The sequence below is a fragment of the Pseudomonas paeninsulae genome (assembly GCF_035621475.1).
GTDB lineage: Bacteria > Pseudomonadota > Gammaproteobacteria > Pseudomonadales > Pseudomonadaceae > Aquipseudomonas > Aquipseudomonas paeninsulae.
In genome coordinates, this window is sequence record NZ_CP141799.1 from 36095 (window position 1) to 57137 (window position 21043).

Sequence of the window (21043 nt, forward strand, 5' to 3'; positions counted from 1 at the left end):
CGGGTAAACCCGCTTGAAACACATGACTCGGATAACTACAGCTTATGTTTGAGAGTATTGAGGGCGTGTCTCTGGACGTGTTGCGGGTGTTCGAGTCCGCCGCCCGCCATCTGAGTTTCACTGCGGCGGCGAGCGAGCTGGGCAGCAGCCAGCCGGCGATCAGCCAGCAGATCAAGCGTCTGGAGCAGCAGCTGGCGACCCGTCTGTTTGATCGGGTCTATCGCGGCATCGTCCTTACCGAGGGCGGTGAGTTGTTGCTGCGCTATGTGCGGAGCGGCCTGGAGTCGCTCGACGCCGGCCTGATGGCAGTCACCGCCCGGCAGCAGCACGAGGTCTTGCAGGTGGCCACCGATTTCGCCTTCGCCGCCTATTGGCTGATGCCGCGCCTGCCGCGTTTTCATCAGATCCACCCCGAGGTGGACGTCAGCCTGATCAGCAGTGCGCGTGACCTGGGGACCCTACCTTCGGATATCGACGTCGCCATCGCCTTCGGCGACGGTCGTTTCAAACATGGCGAGGCCCATCTGTTGTTTCACGAGGAGGTGTTTCCGGTGTGCAGTCCGCAATTGCTCAAGGGGCGGAGCTTGCCTCTGGCGCCGACGGCACTGGCCGAGCTACCCCTGCTGCACCTGCGGCCGGAGATTCGTTCGCGCTGGTTCGACTGGAACGGCCTGTTCCGTGAGTTCGACATCGCCGATACGCCGAGCCTGGGTATGTTGCGTTTCGACAACTACACCCTGCTGATCCAGGCGGCGATTGCCGGCCAGGGCGTGGCCATCGGCTGGCGCCATCTGGTCGACGAATTGCTGGCCCAGGACCTGCTCTGCCGGGTCTGTGTCGGCGAGGTTCGTTCCGAGTTCGGCTACTACGTGGTGCTGCCCGAGCGCAAACGTCGCCAGCGCCTGACTCAGCAGTTCGTCGACTGGCTCAAGCTGGAACTGACACGGGAAGCCCCGCCGGTCTGAGAGGTTCCGCCGAACGGGCGCAATGCCGTGCTGCAGACGCCCTACACTGCAAGAGTGATAGCCGAGTTGCGTATACTGGCGCGGCCAGAATCCGCTGACCTGGCACTTCCCCACCCAACCAGTGAATGCTCCTGTGAAAATCCGTCATTCGATAGTCAGTCTGCTGCTGATCTGCAGCAGCCTTGTAGTTGCCTCGAACAGCCTGGCCGCCGCCAAGACCCCGACCCAGCAGCTTGCTGCCGGCAGTGCTCTATTGGTCGACCTGAAGACCAACCAGGTGCTCTATTCCAGCAATCCTGACATGGTCGTACCGATCGCCTCGGTGACCAAGCTGATGACCGCCATGGTCGCGCTGGATGCCAAGTTGCCGCTGGACCAGCAATTGCCGATCGTGATCCGCGACACCGCAGAGATGCGCGGCGTGTTCTCGCGGGTGCGAGTGGGCAGCGAGGTCAGTCGTCGCGACATGCTCCTGCTGGCCATGATGTCGTCGGAAAACCGTGCGGCGGCCAGCCTGGCGCACCATTATCCGGGTGGTCATGTGGCCTTTATCGCGGCGATGAATGCCAAGGCCCGGGCCTTGGGTATGAGCCGCAGCCACTTCGTCGAGCCAACCGGGTTGTCGCAGCACAACGTCTCCACCGCCAACGACCTGGTGCTGCTGCTCAAGGCCACTCAGCAGTACCCGCTGATCAGCGAGCTGAGCACTACCCGGGAAAAAACCGTGGCCTTTCATAAACCCAACTACACCCTGGGCTTTCGCAACACCAACGCCCTGGTGCGCAAGGACAACTGGAGCGTGCAGGTGACCAAGACCGGCTTCACCAATGCGGCGGGTCATTGTTTGGTCATGCGCACGCAGATGGCCGGCAAATCGGTGGCTTTCGTGGTGCTGGACGCCTTCGGCAAATACACCCACATGGCCGACGCCAACCGCCTGAAGCGCTGGCTGGAAACCGGCAAGGTCACTCCGGTGCCAGCCGCAGCGATCAGCTACCGCCAGCAGAAGATGGCGCAACGGCAGCTGCAGGCGGCGCAGCCCTAATCTGCGTGTGAGTGCGGAGGCGAGGTCATTCTTGCGAGCGCGTCGGCATGGCGCTCCAGCGCACAGCAAAGCCGCTGTTCCTGACCGGAGCAGCGGCTTTTTCATGGACGGGACTGTTACAGGTCCAGCTCGCTCAATCCGGGGTGATCATCCGGGCGCCGGCCTTGCGGCCAATGGAACTTGCGCTCGGCGGCGCTGATTGGCAGGTCGTTGATGCTGGCATGGCGCACGCGCATCAGGCCCTGCTCGTCGAATTCCCAATTTTCGTTGCCGTAGGCGCGGAACCAGTTGCCGTCGGCATCGTGCCATTCGTAGGCGAAACGCACGGCAATGCGGTTGCCGTCATGGGCCCAGAGCTCCTTGATCAGGCGATACTCCAGCTCGCGTTGCCATTTGCGTTCGAGGAAGACCTGGATCTCGGCCCGGCCCTGGGGGAACTCGGCGCGGTTGCGCCAGCGGCTGTCGAGGGTATAGGCCAGGGCGACCCGCTGTGGATCACGGCTGTTCCAGCCGTCTTCGGCCATGCGCACTTTTTGTATCGCCGTTTCGCGGCTAAAGGGCGGCAAGGGTGGACGGGCTTCGGCGTTGCTCATGGGGTTGCCTCGCAGTAGTCAGCGGTGGATTAAAGCTCCAGCACCAGGCCGCTTGAGCCCTCGCTGGGGTGCGCCGGAATGGCGCAGCAGATCAGCACTTCACCGCTCGGCGGTAACTCGGCCGGCGGAATCGGGTAATGCACCTGGCCACTGACCAGGCGGGTGCTACAGGTGCCGCAGGAACCGCCCCGGCAACTGAATTCCGGGTTCAGGCCACGACTCTCGGCCAGTTCCAGCAGGCTGCCGCTTTCGGGCGTCCAGCGCGCCTGCTTGGCCGACTGGGCAAACAGCACTGGCACCGGTGCCGTGGCCGCCATGGTCTGTTCGAGCAAGGCTGGGCCTGAATCGGGCTGGCGGCGCAGGGTCGAGGGCCCGAAGGTTTCCGCGTGAATGCGCGCGTCAGCGATGCGCAGCGCGCGCAGGCTGTCATACAAATCCTGAGTGAAACTGCTCGGTCCACATAGGTAGAAATCGAAGTCATCGAAGGGCAGTAGCGCCTTCAGCAGATGGATGTCGATGCGTCCCGCCCGCTCGAAGTCCTCGCCTGCGCGGGCATGCGCCTCCGGCTGGCTGAGCAGGCGCAGCACGCTCAGCGCCTCACCCGCTTGGCGGGTCAGTTCCGCCAACTCATCCTTGAACGGTAGCTGAGCGAGGGTGCGCGCGCTCTGCACGAAGAAGGTCCGGCGGGTACGGCGGGTGCGTTGGCCTTGGTAGACCACCTCGCGCAGCATCGACAGCAGGGGCGTCACTCCGACGCCGGCGGCCAGCAACACCAGCGGTCGTCGCTCGTCGGCAGCGACGACGAAACTGCCTTGCGGCGCCCGCGTCTCGAGCAGGTCGCCCACCGTGACGTGCTCATGCAGGTAGCTGGACACCGCGCCTTCGCGTTTGACGCTGATCCGCCAGTGGCCATCCGAAGGCGCGCTGGACAGGCTGTAGGTGCGGATCAGCAATGTCGAGGTGCCCGGCAGTTGCAGGCGGATGGGCAGGTGCTGGCCGGCCTGAAACAGAGGCAAGCCGGCGCCATCGCCGGGCTCAAGATAGAACGAGCGGATGTTCGCGCTTTCCTCCTCGATGCGCGTCACCCGCAGGTTGCGCCAGGTGTGGCGCAGCGCTTCGGCCTGCAGGCGTGCCTGGGCTTGGGGCCAGGAGCCGGTCATCAGGCTGTTTGGCGAAAAGCCCTGAAAAGCCCAGCGCAGCGCCAACGCCGCCGGCCGCCGTACCAGCTGGGTGACGTGCAGCCGCCAGAGCCGTTCGGCGCCCTGAAAGGCCGCCACCTCGGGGCCGTCGAAGACGATCTCGCTACGACCGCTGAGTTGCAGCAGATCACCGTTGCTGACGTCGATAAACAGCAGGCCGGCGCGCGGGTTGAGCAGCAGGTTACCCAGAGTGTTGAAGTGCAGATTACCGGCGAAATCCGGAATGCTCAGGCAGTCGCCCTCGACTTGGACGAAGCCGGTTTGGCCGCCGCGATGCGAGACATCCACCGAGCGCCGCGCGGGATCACCGTCCGGGTCGATATAGCTGGCGACGAAGCAGGTATCGGCGCCGCGAATCAGCTCGCGAGCGGCCTCGTCCAGCGCATCGAGCCGCTGCAGCTGGAGGCCTTGCTGTGGCCCTGGCTCGCGGACAAAGTGCGCTTCGCGTTGCTGGATGTATTGCGGGCAGTTGCCGAAAGCCTGCTCCACCCTCACACCGAAGCCAGTCGCGGAAGAGCCCGTGACATGGCCGTTGACCCGGTTGCGCCGGCGGCTGTGCAGCTCTATGCCGAGCAGGCCGACCGCCGCGCCGTCGGCCAGGTTGGCCGCCGCCGGGTCGTTGGCGTCTGGCCTGCCATCCACTTGCAGCAAGCGTGGCTCGGGGGCATGGGCAAAGCCTGGCAGGCCTTCGAGGATGCTGGCCCAGGGGTTACCCGCGGCATCCACCGAGCCGAGCAGGAGAAAGGGCAGTTGGCGGTAGAAATCGCGGTGCTGCTCGGGCAGGTGATCGCGGATCACCTTGCGCCCGAACGCCTCCATGCGCTCGGCCACGCCGACGCGTTGCTGCAGGATCTGTTCCCCGGCATGCCAGGGCGAGGGCGCGGTTTCGGGAGGGTGAGGAACCATCGCGGCGACTCCAGAACAATTCAGGCGACAGTGCGCCGGCCACCGTGCGGGTGACCGGCACTGCGAGTCAGGCTTGCAGGCCGGCGGCCGTGCGCGGCATCGCTACGAAGTGCGGCAGCGCTTCGATGCGGGCCAGCCAGGCGCGCAGATTCGGGTAGTCGACCAGCGCCACGTTGCCTTCCGGCGCGTGGGCGATATAGCTGTAGCTGGCGACGTCGGCGATGCTCGGCTGCTCGCCGACCAGGTACTGTCGACCGCTCAATTCGGCCTCGATCACCTTGAGCAGGGCGTGGGCGTTGGCGATCACTTCTTCGGCGTTGTAGGGCGCGCCGAACACGGTGATCAGCCGTGCGCGGGCCGGTCCCGCAGCGAGCGGCCCGGCGGCAATCGATAGCCAACGCTGCACGGCGGCGGCACCGGCGGCATCGCTCGGCAACCAGCGGCCTTCGCCGTATTTCTGCGCCAGGTACAGCAGAATGGCATTTGAGTCGGCCAGCACGGTGCCGTTGTCGTCGATGACCGGCACCTGGCCGAAGGGGTTCATCGCCAGGAATTCCGGATGTTTGTGCGCGCCCTTGGTCAGATCGACCAGCACGAACTCGCTCGGCAGGCCGAGCAGCGACAGCATCAGCTCGACCCGGTGGGAGTGACCGGACAGGGGGAAACCAAAGAGTTTGATGGCATTCTGGGACATGGGAGGCTCCGCAAGGTAGTTGAGTGGATCGCTCAGCGGCGGGCGCTAATAGCAGCGGCCGCGCCGATGCAAGTGATGATCCACCCTCGATGGAAGTTGCAGAATCACCAGAAATGACAATCCACTGTTTCAGTTTGCGCAATAACGCCTGAGGCGACTGTAAGCCTATTCGGCCTTGCGTCGCGGGCTGTGCGGCACGCACCTGGAGCCGATCAGGGACGACCTGCGGCAATCCGTAGAGGTCGTCAGCTTGGCGTGAGCGCGGGGTGTTCGCGTAATTTAGCTGCCGCAAAGTCGACGAAGCTGCGCACCCGCGCAGCGGCCCTACGGCCTTCACGGTAGACCAGGTGGACTGGCTGGCTGGGCAGTTCGAAGGCCGTCAGTACCGTTCGGAGTTGGCCCGTTTGTAGTTGCGCATGAACCTGATAGCTCGTGCAGCGGGTCAGGCCGGCACCCCGGCAGGCCGCCGCAATTGCCGCCTGACTAGTGGCGCAGCTGAGGCGCGGACGCAGGCTCACCGTCAGTGCCTGGCCATTGTGCTGGAAGCGCCACTCCGGCAAACGCGTATCGGCACTCGAGTGAATGATCTGCTGGGCATGCAAGCCCTGCGGCGTCTCCGGTTCGCCCTGCGCGGCCAGATACGCCGGGCTGGCGCAGACCACCCGGCGGATACTGCCAATCTTGCGCGCGTACAGCGACGAGTCCGCCAGCTCGCCGACCTGGATCGCGACATCCACCCCTTCCTCGTGCAGGTTGGGCACGTGGTCCAGGTACTGGCCGAGAATCTGCACCTCGGGGTAGGCATCCAGGTAGTCGAGCAGGATCGGCGTCAGCACCTGCTGACCAAACAGCAGCGGCATGGCCAGCGTCAGCCGACCGCGCGGTTGCCGGTGCAGGCCGCTGGCCGACTCGTCCGCCTCCGCCAGCTCGTGCAGGATGCGCTGGCAGTCGAGGGCGAAGCGCTGGCCAGCCTCGGTCAGCTCTACGCCACGGGTGCTGCGGCTCAGCAACGCGGTGCCGAGACGCTGCTCCAGGGAGGCAATGGCGCGGGTCAACGTGGGCGCGGACATGTTCAGGCGCCGCGCCGCAGCGGCCAGGCTGAGGTCTTCGGCCACGGCCTGAAATGCGCGCATCTGTTGATAGCGGTCCATCGTCGGTCAGCTATCCGTCGGTGGATTGAGCGCCGCGTCGCCGCTCAGGCGCTCGACGCAATAATCGACAAAGCTGCGCACCTTGGCGGGCACCCGGCGGCCGCCCTGATAGACCACGTGGATCGGCAGCGGCGGCGGCTCGAAGCGTTCCAGCAGCAGCTCCAGTTCGCCGGCGGCCACTTGCGCGGCCACCTGATAGGAGAGCACCCGGGTCAGGCCCCAGCCCAGTTGCGCGGCATTGATCGCGGCCTGGTTGGCGCTGACCACCAGGCGCGGTTCTGGGCGGATGCTCAACGGCCCTTCGGGTGTGTTGAACTGCCAATCGGTGAGCAAGCTGCTGCTGGCGGCAAGGACGATGCGTGCGGCGTGCAGCTCGCGCGGGTGCGCTGGCCGGCCGCGCCGTTGCAGATAGGCCGGGGCCGCGCAGACCACCTGACGCACCGTGCCGACCGGCACGGCGTGCAAGCCGCTGTCCGGCAGGTTGCCGATGCGCACGGCGACATCGATGCCTTCGTCGACCATGCTCGCCACGCGGTCGAGCAGCAGGGCCTTGATCGTCACCGCCGGGTGCTGCTCGAGGTAATCGACCATCAGCGGGGTGACGAATAGTTCGCCGAACAGTACCGGGGCGGTCAGCGTCAGCAGACCACGAGCGATGGCATGGCTGCCGACCGCCGATTCCTCGGCCTCTTGCAGCTCGACGAGAATCCGCCGGCAGTCTTCCACATAACGCTGGCCCGCTTCGGTCAGGTGCACGCTGCGCGTGGTGCGCGCCAGCAGCAGGGTGCCGATGCGCTCTTCGAGGGCCGCCACCGCGCGGGTCACGCTGGGCGGCGACAGGTGTAAACGGCGGGCGGCAGCGGCAAAACCCTGTTCCTCGGCGACGGCGAGAAACACCTGCATTTCCTGAAACCTGTCCACTCGCGCGTCTCCTGCTGGCTGGTCATTCCATTATGGGCAACAGTGCTGGGGTTTTGACCGTGGTTATTCAGCATATCTGCCAATCAAGCTGGGGTTGATTGGCGCCTGCAGGATCTGCACACACAAAAAAGCCGCTATGCCGGTGTGGCAGTAGCGGCTTCTTTCTTGGCGCGCGAGGGTTACAGGCGAGCGTTGCGCACCCCGTCGGCCAGGTCGCGGCACAGGCTCAGCACGCCCTGTACGGCCTGCTCGCTGTCCTCGGCATGGGCGATCTGATCGATCAGCGCCGAGCCGACGACCACGCCGTCGGCCAGGCGGGCGATGGTCGCCGCGTGTTCCGGGGTGCGGATGCCGAAGCCGATGCTGATCGGCAGGTCGGTATGCCGGCGCAGGCGAGCAACGGCCTGTTCGACGTGTTCCAGGGTCGCTGCCCCGGCACCAGTGACGCCCGCCACCGAGACGTAGTAAACGAAGCCGGAGCTGCCGTTAAGCACCTTGGGCAGGCGCGCATCGTCGGTGGTCGGGGTGGTCAGGCGGATGAAGTCCAGGCCCGCAACTTGCGCCGGGTCGCACAGGTCGGCGTTATGTTCCGGCGGCAGGTCGACCACGATCAGGCCGTCGACCCCCGATTTCACGGCTTCGGCGATAAAGCGCTCGACCCCGTAATGATGGATCGGGTTGAAGTAGCCCATCAGCACCAGCGGCGTGTTTTGCTCGCCCTCGCGAAACTCACGAACCATCTGCAGGGTATTGGCCAGGTTCTGACCACCGTCCAGAGCGCGGATATTCGCCAGTTGGATCGCGGGGCCATCGGCCATGGGATCGGTAAAGGGCATGCCCAGTTCGATCACGTCGGCACCGGCAGCCGGCAGGCCCTTGAGGATCGCCAGGGAGGCGGCGTAGTTCGGGTCGCCGGCGGTGACGAAGGTCACCAGGGCGGCGCGGTTCTGTTGTTTCAGTTCGGCAAAGCGCGTCTGTAGGCGGCTCATGCTTGGTTCTCCAGTTCGCCCATGTGGTGCATCACGGTCTGCATGTCCTTGTCGCCGCGCCCGGACAGGTTGACCACCATCAGGTGCTCCTTGGGTAGCGTCGGCGCGCGTTTGAATACTTCGGCCAGGGCATGGGCACTTTCCAGGGCTGGGATGATGCCTTCCAGGCGGCAGCACTTGTGGAAGGCGTCGAGGGCTTCGTCGTCAGTCACCGAGGTGTATTCGACGCGGCCGACTTCATGCAACCAGGCGTGTTCCGGGCCGATGCCGGGGTAATCCAGGCCGGCGGAGATCGAGTGGGCGTCGATGATCTGGCCGTCGTCGTCCTGGAGCAGAAAGGTGCGGTTGCCGTGCAGCACGCCCGGTACGCCGCCGTTGAGGCTGGCAGCATGCTTGCCGGTTTCGATGCCGTAACCGGCCGCTTCGACGCCGATGATTTGTATGCCCTTGTCGTCGAGGAAGGGGTGGAACAGGCCGATGGCGTTGGAGCCGCCGCCGATGCAGGCGACCAGGCTGTCGGGTAGACGGCCTTCCTGGGCGAGAATCTGATCGCGGGTTTCAGTGCCGATCACCGCCTGGAAGTCGCGCACCATTGCCGGATACGGGTGCGGGCCGGCCACGGTGCCGATCATGTAGAAGGTGTTGTCGACGTTGGTTACCCAGTCGCGTAGCGCTTCGTTCATCGCGTCCTTCAGGGTGCCGGTGCCGGCGACGACTGGAATGACGGTGGCGCCGAGCAGCTTCATGCGGAACACGTTGGCCTGCTGGCGATCGATGTCGGTGGTGCCCATGAAGATCACGCATTCCAGACCGAAGCGCGCGGCCACGGTGGCGGTAGCCACGCCGTGCATGCCGGCGCCGGTCTCGGCGATGATGCGTTGCTTGCCCATGCGCCGGGCCAGCAGAGCCTGGCCGATGCAGTTGTTAATCTTGTGCGCGCCGGTGTGATTGAGCTCTTCGCGCTTGAGGTAGATCTTCGCCCCGCCGCAATGCTCGGTCAGGCGCTCGGCGAAATACAGCGGGCTCGGCCGGCCGACGTAGTCGCGCTGGAAGTAGGCCAGTTCCTTGGCAAACTCGGGGTCGAGCTTGGCCTTCTCGTATTCGGCGGCCAGCTCGTGGATCAGCGGCATCAGGGTTTCGGCGACGTATTGGCCGCCGAACGAGCCAAACAGGCCGTTGGCATCGGGGCCGCTGCGGAAAGAAGTCATGGCGTTCTCCTGGGAGTGTTGGGCGTCTGGGAGCGGGACGCGGCGGTCCTGCGGTTCCTGCGACAATGGCCACAGGATAAGACTGTGTGGCCCAGGACAAAAGCGATAAGATTGGCGCAACCTGTCAGGAAAACTCACAGATGAGTCAAGCGCTCCCCCCCCTCAATGCCCTGCGTGCGTTCGAGGCTGCCGCCCGCCTGCAAAGCGTCAGTCAGGCAGCCGAGCAGCTGCATGTCACCCATGGCGCGGTCAGTCGGCAGATTCGGGCACTGGAAGAGCACCTCGGCGTGGCCTTGTTCGCCAAGGACGGGCGTGGCCTTAAACTCACAGATGCCGGGTTGCGCCTGCGCGATGTCAGCAGCGAGGCGTTCGAGCGGGTGCGGGCGGTCTGCAGCGAGTTGCAGCAGGGCCAGGCCGAGGCGCCATTCGTGTTGGCCTGCCCGGGCAGCCTGCTGGCGCGCTGGTTCATTCCGCGCCTGGATCGACTCAATCGCGAACTGCCGGAGTTGCGCCTGCAGCTCTCGGCCAGCGAGGGTGAGCTGGACCCGCGGCGTGTCGGGGTCGACGCCACCCTGTGGTTCGCCGAGCCGCCCTGGCCGGCGGACATGCAGGTGTTCGAGCTGGCGGTCGAGCACATCGGACCGGTCTTGAGTCCGCGCTATGGGCGCTTCGCCGCCCTGCATCAGGCGCCAGCGGCGGTGCTGCTGGGCGAACCCTTATTGCACACCAGTTCGCGTCCGCAAGCCTGGCCAAGTTGGGCGGCGAGCAATGGCCTCGATACTGGTGCGCTCAGGCTGGGCCAGGGTTTCGAGCATCTCTACTACCTGCTGGAGGCCGCCGCGGCTGGCCTGGGCGTGGCCATCGCCCCGCAACAGTTGGTCGCCGACGATCTGGCAGCCGGGCGTTTGGTCGCGCCCTGGGGCTTCGTCGCAACCCCGGCCCGGCTGGCCTTGTGGGTGCCCGCGCGACGCCTGGATAAGCGCGCGCAGCGCTTGGCCGAGTGGCTGCGCGGCGAGCTGGACGGCTGAACCGCGTCTGACTATCGCGTTTAGTTTGGCGGGATATACCAAATACATGTCACAAAAGTCGGCGTGCTCGACTAGCGTTTACTTATCCACAGTGGAGAAAACGCCATGTCTGATCACCACACCTACAAGAAGATCGAGGTCGTCGGTTCGTCGAAAAACAGCATCGATGAAGCGATCAATAATGCTCTGCAAGAGTGCTCCAAGTCCGTGCGCAACCTCGACTGGTTCGAAGTCTTGGAAACCCGCGGGCATATCGAAAATGGCAAGGTCGGTCACTATCAGGTGACCCTCAAGGTTGGTTTCCGCCTCAGCGAGAGCTGAGCGGTGGTGAAAAATCTCCCGCCTACTGCGACCGTCTCCGCAAGTGGGTAGCCCGATTGCAGCCGGCTTGCCGAATCATGCTACGCAGCCGCTGTTGCCTGCTTGTTTACCATTCAATGGCTATGGCACTGAAAAGTGCCTGCTGGTCGTTCGTCCCTGCAATCCGTAGAGTAAGCCCTACTCTTTCGCTGGGTTATTGGCGCAGGTATGCGCCGATAACTCCATGCAAGCAAACAGGCGGGGCCGATGAGCGCGTTAGCACAGACCAAGATTTCCACCCTCGATCTCGCACCGATCCGCGATGACGGCGGGCCCGAGCAGGCGCTGCACAACTCCCTGGCGCTGGCCCGGCATGTCGAGCGCCTCGGCTTCACCCGCTTCTGGGTCGCCGAGCACCACAACATGGACGGTATCGCCAGTTCGGCAACCGCGGTGCTGCTGGGCTACCTGGCTGCGGGTACTTCGACCCTGCGTGTCGGCTCCGGCGGGGTGATGTTACCCAACCACGCGCCTTTGGTGATCGCCGAGCAGTTCGGCACCCTCGCCACCCTGTACCCAGGGCGCATCGACCTGGGCCTGGGGCGTGCGCCAGGCGCCGACCAATTCACCGCCCATGCCCTGCGCCGCGAGCGCTCCGGTAGTGCCGACGACTTCCCCCGTGATGTCGAGGAGTTGCAGGCTTACCTGGGCCCGCGCACGCCGCAGCAACGGGTCATCGCCATGCCGGGCACGGGCACCAATGTACCGATCTGGCTGCTCGGCTCCAGCCTGTTCAGCGCCCAGTTGGCGGGTGAGAAAGGTCTGCCCTACGCCTTCGCCTCGCACTTCGCGCCGCGCTACATGCATGAGGCGATTCGGGTCTACCGCAACCACTTCAAACCCTCGGCGGTACTCGACCAGCCCTACGTGATGCTCGGTGTGCCGTTGATCGCGGCAGACAGCGATGAGCAAGCAGACTACCTGGCAACCTCGGCCTACCAGCGCATTCTCGCCCTGATCCGTGGCCATAGCCTGGTGCAGAAGCCGCCGGTCAAGAGCATGCAGGGTCTGTGGCTGCCCCACGAAAAAGAGGCCGTGGCCAGCTTCTTTGGCATGGCGGTGGTCGGGGGCCCGGAAATAGTCCGCGCGCGCCTGGAGGTGCTGCTGGAGCAAACCGGGGCCGACGAGCTGATCTTCACCTGCGACCTCTACGATTTCGCCGACCGCCTGCGCGCCTTCGAGATTCTTGCCCAGGTGCGTGCCGGCTAAATCACCGCGAACTTGTCGCGCCTATAGCTCTCTGAACTCTGTAGCCCTTATGCAATGGAGAGTTCAGATGAAAAAGACAGCATCGGCCCACTGGCAAGGCGGCATCAAAGACGGCAAAGGCACTATTTCCACCCAGAGCGGTGTGCTGACGAAAAGCCCCTACGGTTTCAATACGCGCTTCGAAGATCAGCCGGGCACCAACCCCGAAGAGCTGATCGGCGCGGCCCATGCCGGTTGTTTTTCCATGGCCCTGTCCAAGGAATTGGGTGACGCCGGGATGACCGCCGCAAGCATCGAGACCAAGGCTGAAGTGACGCTGGACAAGGTCGACGGCGGCTTCGCCATAACCGCCGTGCACCTGAGCCTGCGCGCGAAGATTCCGGGTGCGGACCGGGCGGCCTTTGAGCAGGCGGTGGAAGCCGCCAAGAATGGTTGCCCGGTATCCAAGGTGCTGAATGCCGAGATCACCCTGGAAGCCGTGCTCGACAGCTGATCGGTATTGGCAGAGCGCCGCTACCCGTTAGAACATTCCGCAGCGCAGCACCTTGGCGCGCGCCAGCACATTACGTTGCTCGTCGTAGAGCCAGGCCTGGGCGCTCATCGCCAGCGTCCTGGCTTCGATCCGGTAGTGCTGGCCGGCGGCGAAGTCGTCGTAACGCACGCGGATCTCACAGGTGCGCTGAATCGGCTCGGCCATCAGATTGCCACCGCCCTGCACTTCGAAGTGAAAGCGTGCGATCAGTTCGTGGGCGCCAGGGGTGATCTGGAAGTAACGGCCGTCGTTGAGGCGCTTGCCGTCGAGTTTCTCGGCCATCAACAGGTCGCTGGCGCTGGTGTACAGATCGACCCAGGCCATACCAGGGTCGCGCGGTGGCAATGGCGAGGCGCAAGCGCTGAGAAGCAACGCGCTGACGATCAGGGCTAGGTAACGCATGGACGTCTCCGAAATTGACGCTATGCAATCAGCTTACGCCGATAGTGCGGAAAGTAGCTGCAATGCGCTAGTTTGCTGGGCATGACCTATCGCACTGCTCATGCTTTTATCGACTCCCTCTGCCGGCACTGGGTTCCGCTGCTGGCGGCGCTGCTGTTGCTCGGTGGTTGCACTACCCTGGATTACTACAGCCACCTGGCGCGGGGTCAGCTGCAGTTGCTGCAGGCGAGCACGCCGGTCGCTGCCTTGCTGCGTGACCCGCAGGTCGACCCCGGCCTGCAGCAACGCCTGATCCTGACTCAGCAGGCGCGCGACTTCGCCAGTGCGCGGCTGGGCCTGCCGGATAACCGCAGCTATCGCCTGTATGCCGATATCCAGCGGCCTTTCGTGGTGTGGAACCTGTTCGCCACGGCGGAGTTTTCCGTCAAGCCCGAGCTGCACTGCTTTCCCGTCGCCGGCTGCGTCGCCTATCGCGGCTACTACAGCCAGGGCCGCGGCCGTGGCGCGGCGGCGCTGTTCAAGCAGCGCGGTTTGGACACCTACCTGGCTGGGGTCGAGGCCTATTCCACCCTGGGCTGGTTCGACGACCCGATTCTCAACACCATGCTGCGCTGGAACGATGAACGCCTGGTGGCGGTGATCTTCCACGAACTGGCCCACCAGCAACTGTATGTGGCCGACGACACCGCGTTCAACGAATCCTTCGCCACCTTCGTCGAGCGCGAAGGTCTGCGTCAGTGGCAACAGGCGCAGGGCCTCCCGGCTACCGACCGGGACGAAACCTGGCAGCGCGAACAGTTCAGTGCGCTGGTGCTGGCTAGCCGTGCGCGCCTGGAGCAGCTGTATGCCAGCGACCTGGCGGTGGATGCCATGCGTGCGGCCAAGCAGGCCGAATTCGAGCGTCTGCGCCAGGAGTACCAGGCCCTGCGTGAGCGCGAGTGGGGCGGTCGTGGCCGCTACGACGCCTGGGTCGCGGCGCCGCTGAACAATGCCAAGTTGCTGCCGTTCGGCCTCTACGACAAGTGGGTACCGGCGTTCGCCGCCGTGTTCGCCAAGGTCGGCGGTGATTGGCCACGCTTCTACCAACGAGTCGCCGCCCTGGGCAAACTGTCCGAGGCCGAGCGGAGTCAGGCCTTGGCTGCGCTATCTGAGTAATTGCACTGATTTGACCACCCATTTGCATTCAACCTGACCAGTCGCTTGCATTGGATCTGCCCAGTCAGCCCCATATCCCGACTGAGCGAAACCGACCCGAAGCTGCCAGTGGGCACTGACAGAAATCGGCAAGAACGGGTCTACCACTGATCAATTAAATAGCGCATCAACCTGGGCGGCCGCGGAAACTGAGTGCAACACCTGACCTTTCCGGTAAGGTGCGGCCCAATGGAATATCACGAACTCAGCATTGAAGAGCGCGCCACGATTCAAGTGGGTCGGTTGCATGGCATGAGCCAGCAAGCAATTGCCCAAGCACTTGGTCGCAACCGCTCCACGATCAGTCGTGAACTGCGACGTAACACCGGCTCCAACGGCATCTATCACGCACCTACGGCCCAGGGGCATATGCGTCAACGTCGAGAGGCGTGTCGCCCGCAAAAGAAGCTAGTGCCGGGCAGCGAACTGCTTGAGTTGGTGGTGGAGTTGCTGCGAAAAAACTTCTCTCCCGAACAGATTGCCGGCAAGCTGCGCAGCATGGATATTCCCAGTTTTGAAGATGCTTACGTTTGCCGCGAGACGATCTACAGCGCGGTCTATGCCCTGCCTGTGGGCGAGCTGCGCAAGGAGCTGATCCAGTGCCTGCGCCAGGGCAAGAGTACGCGTAGGCCGCGTGCAGGGGGCGTTGATCGGCGCAACCAGATCCCGGAGATGGTGAGCATCCATCTGCGTCCGCCAGAGATTGAAGACCGCTTGATGCCGGGGCACTGGGAAGGTGATCTGATCAAAGGCAAGGCCAACGCCTCTGCTGTGGGCACGCTGAACGAGCGCAGTAGCAATTACCTGATGCTGATCAAGATGAACGATGCAACGGCAACTTCGGCGGTTGAGGGTTTCAGTGCGGCCCTCAACCGGATGCCGCTGGCTGTGCGCAAGAGCATGACCTACGACCAGGGCAGGGAAATGACCCGGCATGCTGAGATCACCCAGAAAACAGGGGTGGCAATCTACTTCTGCGACCCGCACAGCCCCTGGCAGCGCGGCAGCAACGAGAACATCAATGGCCTGATTCGCCAGTATCTGCCCAAGGGCACGGACTTGTCTGTATGTAGCCAGGAACAGCTGGATGCCATCGCTTATGAGTTGAACATTCGTCCACGTAAGCGCTTCAACTGGAAGTGCCCAATTGAGGTGATGTCAGAGATGATGGAAAAAGCGATGACGATGCAACATGATGCGCCCGCTTCAATTCAATAACCGTGTTGCACTCAGCTCCTGCAACCGCCCTGTGTTTGTGCATCGGTATATGAATCGAGCCGTAACTCTTTGCTCATGGTCGTGTGGTTCATTTTGACTGTCGTCACATCCGTCACCCCGAGCATTTGCAGGATCGCTTTTAAATAGGGCTGCTGGAAATCCATGTGCTCATACATTTCACCCTTGCCGAAGCCGTAGCCTCCTTGCACTAGAAGCAGGTAAGCCTTTTTATTTTTCAGCAGACCGATATACGGGCTACCCGGTGTACCAGGCGCCAACGAGGTGGTGATACCCATGCGGATAACCTGGTCAATATAGGCTTTGAGCGTGCTCGGTACAGACAGATTGTGCATCGGGCTACCGAGCACAATCACATCAGCCCCTTGCAACTCTTTGACCAGCACATCGCTGAAGGCTATGGCCTGCTGATCCTCGGCGCCGCGCGCCTGTTCCGGGGTAAACGCAGCCTTGACCCAGTGTTGGTTGACGTGAGGAATATCGGTATTGCCCAACTCACGGAAGACGAAAGTATCCTCCGGGTTGTGCCGTTTCCACAGCCCAACAAATCGCTCAGTTAACATCCGGCTATATGAGTCGCTTGGGTTGGGGCTGGCGTTTATGACCAAAACAGTTTTCATCGAAGCTCCTTGTACTTAATTCGCTAGCTGCTCGATCAATACCGTTGGCGTAAGTACCTGCGGCAATATCCTTGGTTCGCTTTCGCCCGGTTGGTACCAGAGATACAGCGGCACACCCGAGCGATCGTACTGTTCAAGAAACGCCGTAATGTTCGCGTCACCATTGGTCCAGTCGCCGCGCATCACCGCCACTCCAGCTTCGGCAAATGCCGCATGGGTTGTATCGCGGTCAATCGCCACCTGCTCATTGACCTTGCAGGTCACACACCAGTCAGCAGTGAAGTAGAGGAAGATCTGCTTGCCTTCCTCGCGCAAGCGTCCCAGCCGAGCCTCATCAAAAACTATTGCATCAGTTTTTTGTGCAGCAAGCGCGGGCTTTTGTCCTAGCTGGGTGAGCCCAAGGCCAAATGCCAACACGGCGGCCAGAACCGCTGGCAACCAGGCAGCCTTCTTGAATACACGCTGGCGCAAGCCGGTAGCCCACAAGCCAAAAGCCAGCAGCATGGCGCAACCGGTCACTGCAACTAGGGCACTCGCGGTGACTTGCTGGCTGAGTACCCAGAGCAAGGCGAGGGCGGTCAAAAACATCGGCACCGCCAGTACGTTGCGCAGCATCTGCATCCACGGCCCGGGTTTGGGCAGGCGGCGCTGCAACGCAGGAACGAACCCCAGCAGTAGAAAGGGTAAAGCGATACCCAAACCCAGCCCGGCAAACACCAGCAGTGCGGCGGCGGTTGGCAGGACCAGCGCCGCGCCCAGTGCAGCTGCCATAAACGGGCCGGTACAGGGCGTTGCGACAAACGCTGCCAATGCACCCGTCCAGAACGCACCCGCTGTGCCCTCACGTGCAGCCAACCCCGAGCCGGCATTTAACGAGGACAACTCGAATAACCCGGAGAGGTTGAAGGCTATCGCGCTGGTAAGCAGCAGCAATACGAGGATCACCCGTTGGTCTTGCAACTGAAACGCCCAGCCCACTTGAGCACCACCCGCGCGTAAAGCCAGTAGCACGCCGCCGAGTAGCAGGCACACGAGAATAACGCCCAGCGAATAGGCAATCGCCTCGCCACGTGCATTCGCCGCATTGCTGCCGGAGCGTGCAATGCTCAACGCCTTCAGGCTGAGGATCGGGAATACGCACGGCATCAGGTTGAGCAACAAGCCACCCACTATCGCCCCGGCCAGCGCGAGCATCGTCAGCGTCAGCGTGCTTTCGCTGTTGCTTTGCGCTGCGCCGACAACGGCCTCGACATCAAGGCCCAAGCCATTGCCCAGTGACAAGGTGCCGGTAAACGCATCGATGGGTTGCTTGCCCGCCTGCGTCTCGACAACCAGGACATCACCGTCGCGCTCGAAATGCTGCTCTGCTGCATTTTCAAGGGCATCTTTGGTCGCCGAATACAGGTGGGGCTGGTCGATCTGCATGGCAGCCGGAAACGGGACCAGTAAACGAAAAATACCGTTCTCAACCGTAAAGCTGGTTTGCGAGCCAAGCGGCCGAGGCAATGCCTGGCGCCATTGGGCAAACTGCTTTTGCAGCGCCGCATCAGCTTCGCCATCACCCACCGTCAGCGTGATATGCAAAGTGGCGCGTTCTGGTACGCAGGCATCGTAGCGACAGGCCAGATACTGCATATTCAGCCGAATGGGCAAGGCAGTGCCTGCAGGCAAACCGGCAGGAATGTTCAACGGCACCAGCAGCGCATAGGGCTGCCCGTAAACATGGTTCATCAAGCCATCGGCCAACAGGCTTTGCGGCACGGGATAGGACACATCGCCCACACTCAAGCCATCCGGCAGCTGCCAGGTCAGCTTGGCCGCCAGTCCGGCATCGCCGGGCTCTTTCCAATAGCCATGCCATTCACCTTGCGGCTGCATATAAATGGCCAGCGTGGTGCTGCTGCCAGCGTCCGGCGTCCGGCTTTCGACAACCAGTGACGAGGCGATCAACACCTCATCCATGCCGGGCATCGCGGGTTCTGCTACGGACACCGTCGTGCAACACAGGCAAAGCGTTAGCAATAGGGATTTGATCGGGGAGAGTGACAAGGCGAACTCGGGCTTTAGTTAGAAAAACAGCAAACGGGCTGACGCGCTCACGTCAGCCCGGCTCTCGATTACCTTTAGCGCAGCGCTTGCACAGCTTCTTGCAGCTGCGTGTCTCGCGGGCCTACAACCTTGCTCACCCGCCCTTTGGCGTCGATCAGCACCACGCTCGGAATCTCACGAATGGCAAAAGTGCGAAACAGTGCATCGTTGGCATCGAGCACAAGGGGCAGTTTGGTTTGCGTGGTCTTCTGATAATCCAGCAGGTCTTCTTCGGTTGCCCACAAACCGGACGATATACCCAGCCATTCCACATCGTTCTGGCCGAGCAGGGTCTCAACACTTTCGCGGACTCGCAGACAGTCTTTCGAGGTTTTTGGGCGGCTCTCTTCCAGGTAGGACTCGCACCAGGGCGCAAAGAACACCAGCCCCTGGGCCTTGCCCGCTGCTGATTGGCCAAGGTCAATTTTTGCACCATCATTGCTCGTCACTTGCAGGCCAGTGACCTGCTCACCGACAGCAAACACAGGCGCTGCATCGGCTGTTTCTACGGTGGGTTGCACCGGTTGTTCCGCATCAGAGGTCAGCACTTTCTGCAGTGCGTCATGCAGTGCCTGATCATCCAGATGGCCGACATAACTGATGCGACCGCTGCGGTCGATCAATACATGCTGAGGCGTAACACGCAGATTGAGGTCGGCCGCCAAACTGCCGTCATCAATCACGATGGGCATGGTCAGCCCCAGTTCCTTGCGATAAGCCATCACCGCATCGCGGTCATCGCTGAAGCCGGTGTTCACGGCGATGACGTCAATCTGCTCGCCCAGCGTCTGCTGGATTTTTTCAAAGCCCGGCATCTGCTGCCGACAAGGCACGCACCAGGTCGCCCAGAACTTCAAATACACCGGCTTTTTACCGTACAGCTTCGGCAGATCGATTTCTTCACCATCAATGGTCTTGAGCACCGCAACAGGACCGGGCTTGCCGATCAGCGACGCTCCGGCAGCTTGCGCCCGGCGGGCACCTTCGGCGTCGTAGCTGCTATCCGCCTGGGCAAACTGAAAAACACTGGTGAGCACAAGCAGTGCCGCCAAATGCTTGTAGGGTTTGGACAAAATTGATAGTCGCACCATGAACTCCTTGAAGCCGTCGTTGAAAAATTACCCCGCGATGGATCGCCACAGATCAACCGAACCTGCTGCCCTGCATCGAACCGATGATGATTAACGGGGTGATGTTTATCATCATCCATCGATAAAGGTGCAGTATAAAGACCCAAGAATTACTCATTACGCTAGACCATTAGCCATGCATAACTTACATATCGAACTTGACCGGCACGCCGGCGTACCGGTTGCCGAGCAAATAAGCACAGCGATTGGCACAGCCATTCGCTGTGGTCGCCTCTATTCCGGTGCGCGCCTGCCATCCTGGCGCGATCTCAGCGCTCAACTGGGCGTCGCACGCGGCACCGTGCGGGTTGCCTACGAACGTCTGATTGATGAGCAACTCATCGTTTCGCAAGGCGCCGCCGGTACGTATGTGGCGCACCAGTTGCCTGCGGGTAGTCATGCCGATACCAGCGACCTGCGCAGCCCGCTGCCGGAGTTCTTTATCCAGCCGTTCAGTCAGCCGCCGTTGATGTTTCAGATGGGTGTGCCAGCGCAGGATGTGTTTCCTGGCAAACTCTGGGGCCGGTTAACTTCCGCAGCCGCACGTCAGACGGCCATCGGCGGTTCGGTCAGTTATCCGGACCCGCGTGGCGAACTGGTACTGCGCACCGAGATTGCGGCTTATTTGTCCGTCGCGCGCGGTTTGAGCTGCTCGCCTGCGCAAGTGATCATCACCAACGGCTACACGGGTGCCTTAGGCTTGATCATTCATGCACTTGGCCTGAAAAATAACAGCGCCTGGGTTGAAGAGCCGGGTTATCCACTGACCCGCACAGCCTTGTGCATGGCCGGCCTCAATCCCATCGCCGTGAATGTCGATGAACAAGGGCTTTGCGTCAGCGACGGTATTGCTCAAGCCCCGAATGCCGCGTTGGCTGTGGTGACTGCCGGCCAGCAAGCACCACTGGGCATGACCTTATCGCTAGTGCGCCGGCATCAACTGCTCGATTGGGCGGCGCGCAATGCCAGCTGGATTGTTGAAGATGACTATTTGAGCGAGCTGCAATTGTCCGGGCGGGCAGCGCCCGCGCTGGCGTCACTTGATCGCTATGGGCGAGTGATTCACATCGGCACCTTCAGTAAAACGGTTAGTCCAGCCTTGCGCATGGGCTTCATAGTGGTGCCCTTAGAACACACCAATCACTTTGCCGACGTTGCCGCCGCACTGGCCCCGGCATCCTCCGTCGTCACCCAGTTAGCGCTGGCCGAGTTTATGCGCAAGGGTCATTACCTGCGGCACTTGCGGCGCATGAAACGCACCTATCGCAGCCGCCTTGATGCGCTGCGTCAAGCACTGCAGCTCTCCAACGTCACCGACGCAATGGCCGGGCTGGCACTGCTGTTGCGCCTGCCAGACAACGTCGACGACGCGGCAATTGTTGCTCAAGCAGCCGCGTTCAACCTTGCGCCAATGCCACTCTCAACGTGGTATGCCAAACCGCACGCGAGTCAATCGGGGCTATTACTCGGCGTAACAAACCTGCCCGAGAGTGAGCTGGACAGCTACTGCGAGCAGCTAAGGCTGCTGATTGAACGAACTATTTGATGATCCAACTAGCTAGGCTGGAGGGCA

20 protein-coding genes are annotated in these 21043 nt (G+C 62.5%); 9 read left to right on the plus strand and 11 right to left on the minus strand.

Translation table 11 applies throughout. The annotated features are described in order from the left end of the window. Positions 1 to 44: 44 nt before the first annotated feature. The gene (locus VCJ09_RS00165) at positions 45 to 965 is read left to right on the plus strand and encodes a choline sulfate utilization transcriptional regulator (RefSeq protein ID WP_324732625.1); all 921 of its coding nucleotides are present in this window, start codon (positions 45 to 47) and stop codon (positions 963 to 965) included. Between the two features lie 133 nt (positions 966 to 1098). Next, positions 1099 to 2010: a D-alanyl-D-alanine endopeptidase gene (gene pbpG, locus VCJ09_RS00170; protein ID WP_079204128.1), complete on the plus strand. Its 912-nt coding sequence runs from the start codon at positions 1099 to 1101 to the stop codon at positions 2008 to 2010. 116 nt (positions 2011 to 2126) lie between these two features. Here the strand turns inward: pbpG and VCJ09_RS00175 are convergent, their stop codons facing one another. From VCJ09_RS00175 to trpB, 7 genes are all read right to left on the minus strand, one after another. Beyond that, positions 2127 to 2603 (minus strand): nuclear transport factor 2 family protein, encoded by a 477-nt coding sequence (locus VCJ09_RS00175; RefSeq protein WP_324732626.1) that lies wholly within the window; start codon positions 2601 to 2603, stop codon positions 2127 to 2129. Positions 2604 to 2632: 29 nt separating this feature from the next. Next, a complete protein-coding gene (locus tag VCJ09_RS00180) occupies positions 2633 to 4708 on the minus strand; it encodes a pyridoxamine 5'-phosphate oxidase family protein (protein WP_324732627.1) in 2076 nt (691 codons plus the stop codon). Positions 4709 to 4775: 67 nt separating this feature from the next. Further along, complete coding sequence (locus VCJ09_RS00185) at positions 4776 to 5402, minus strand: glutathione S-transferase family protein (protein ID WP_324732628.1); 627 nt, start codon at positions 5400 to 5402, stop codon at positions 4776 to 4778. Positions 5403 to 5647: 245 nt separating this feature from the next. Further along, a complete protein-coding gene (locus VCJ09_RS00190) occupies positions 5648 to 6553 on the minus strand; it encodes a LysR family transcriptional regulator (RefSeq protein WP_324732629.1) in 906 nt (301 codons plus the stop codon). Positions 6554 to 6559: 6 nt separating this feature from the next. After that, positions 6560 to 7474, minus strand: coding sequence for a LysR family transcriptional regulator (locus VCJ09_RS00195; RefSeq protein ID WP_324732630.1), 915 nt, complete (start codon positions 7472 to 7474; stop codon positions 6560 to 6562). Between the two features lie 179 nt (positions 7475 to 7653). Continuing rightward, on the minus strand, positions 7654 to 8463 hold the full coding sequence (trpA, locus tag VCJ09_RS00200) for a tryptophan synthase subunit alpha (protein ID WP_324732631.1): 810 nt from the start codon (positions 8461 to 8463) through the stop codon (positions 7654 to 7656). Further along, positions 8460 to 9671, minus strand: a complete 1212-nt coding sequence (gene trpB, locus VCJ09_RS00205) for a tryptophan synthase subunit beta (protein ID WP_324732632.1) — start codon at positions 9669 to 9671, stop codon at positions 8460 to 8462. Before trpB ends, trpA begins: the two co-directional genes overlap by 4 nt. A 140-nt stretch (positions 9672 to 9811) precedes the next feature. On the opposite strand from trpB, the gene VCJ09_RS00210 reads away from it, so the two are divergent. From VCJ09_RS00210 to VCJ09_RS00225, 4 genes are all read left to right on the plus strand, one after another. After that, entirely contained in the window at positions 9812 to 10699 is an 888-nt protein-coding gene (locus tag VCJ09_RS00210; RefSeq protein WP_324732633.1) for a LysR family transcriptional regulator, read from the plus strand. A gap of 105 nt (positions 10700 to 10804) precedes the next feature. Then, positions 10805 to 11020, plus strand: a complete 216-nt coding sequence (locus tag VCJ09_RS00215) for a dodecin (protein ID WP_079204136.1) — start codon at positions 10805 to 10807, stop codon at positions 11018 to 11020. Positions 11021 to 11266: 246 nt separating this feature from the next. Beyond that, positions 11267 to 12268, plus strand: a complete 1002-nt coding sequence (locus VCJ09_RS00220; protein ID WP_324732634.1) for an LLM class flavin-dependent oxidoreductase — start codon at positions 11267 to 11269, stop codon at positions 12266 to 12268. Positions 12269 to 12335: 67 nt separating this feature from the next. Beyond that, complete coding sequence (locus VCJ09_RS00225; RefSeq protein ID WP_324732636.1) at positions 12336 to 12761, plus strand: OsmC family protein; 426 nt, start codon at positions 12336 to 12338, stop codon at positions 12759 to 12761. 27 nt (positions 12762 to 12788) lie between these two features. Here VCJ09_RS00225 and VCJ09_RS00230 read toward each other — a convergent pair whose 3' ends face one another. Then, positions 12789 to 13202, minus strand: a complete 414-nt coding sequence (locus VCJ09_RS00230) for a PA0061/PA0062 family lipoprotein (protein WP_324732637.1) — start codon at positions 13200 to 13202, stop codon at positions 12789 to 12791. Between the two features lie 81 nt (positions 13203 to 13283). Here VCJ09_RS00230 and VCJ09_RS00235 point away from each other — a divergent pair, with 81 nt between their 5' ends. Further along, positions 13284 to 14357, plus strand: coding sequence for an aminopeptidase (locus VCJ09_RS00235; RefSeq protein WP_324732638.1), 1074 nt, complete (start codon positions 13284 to 13286; stop codon positions 14355 to 14357). A gap of 228 nt (positions 14358 to 14585) precedes the next feature. After that, entirely contained in the window at positions 14586 to 15614 is a 1029-nt protein-coding gene (locus tag VCJ09_RS00240) for an IS30 family transposase (RefSeq protein WP_324730628.1), read from the plus strand. 11 nt (positions 15615 to 15625) lie between these two features. On the opposite strand, the gene VCJ09_RS00245 is transcribed toward VCJ09_RS00240, so the two are convergent. From VCJ09_RS00245 to VCJ09_RS00255, 3 genes are all read right to left on the minus strand, one after another. Next, entirely contained in the window at positions 15626 to 16252 is a 627-nt protein-coding gene (locus tag VCJ09_RS00245) for an FMN-dependent NADH-azoreductase (protein WP_324732639.1), read from the minus strand. A gap of 15 nt (positions 16253 to 16267) precedes the next feature. Continuing rightward, a complete protein-coding gene (locus tag VCJ09_RS00250) occupies positions 16268 to 18223 on the minus strand; it encodes a protein-disulfide reductase DsbD family protein (protein WP_324732640.1) in 1956 nt (651 codons plus the stop codon). A gap of 152 nt (positions 18224 to 18375) precedes the next feature. Further along, positions 18376 to 19431, minus strand: coding sequence for a TlpA family protein disulfide reductase (locus tag VCJ09_RS00255; protein WP_407693000.1), 1056 nt, complete (start codon positions 19429 to 19431; stop codon positions 18376 to 18378). A gap of 127 nt (positions 19432 to 19558) precedes the next feature. Here VCJ09_RS00255 and pdxR point away from each other — a divergent pair, with 127 nt between their 5' ends. Further along, complete coding sequence (pdxR, locus tag VCJ09_RS00260) at positions 19559 to 21016, plus strand: MocR-like pyridoxine biosynthesis transcription factor PdxR (RefSeq protein WP_324732643.1); 1458 nt, start codon at positions 19559 to 19561, stop codon at positions 21014 to 21016. Positions 21017 to 21043: the final 27 nt, after the last annotated feature.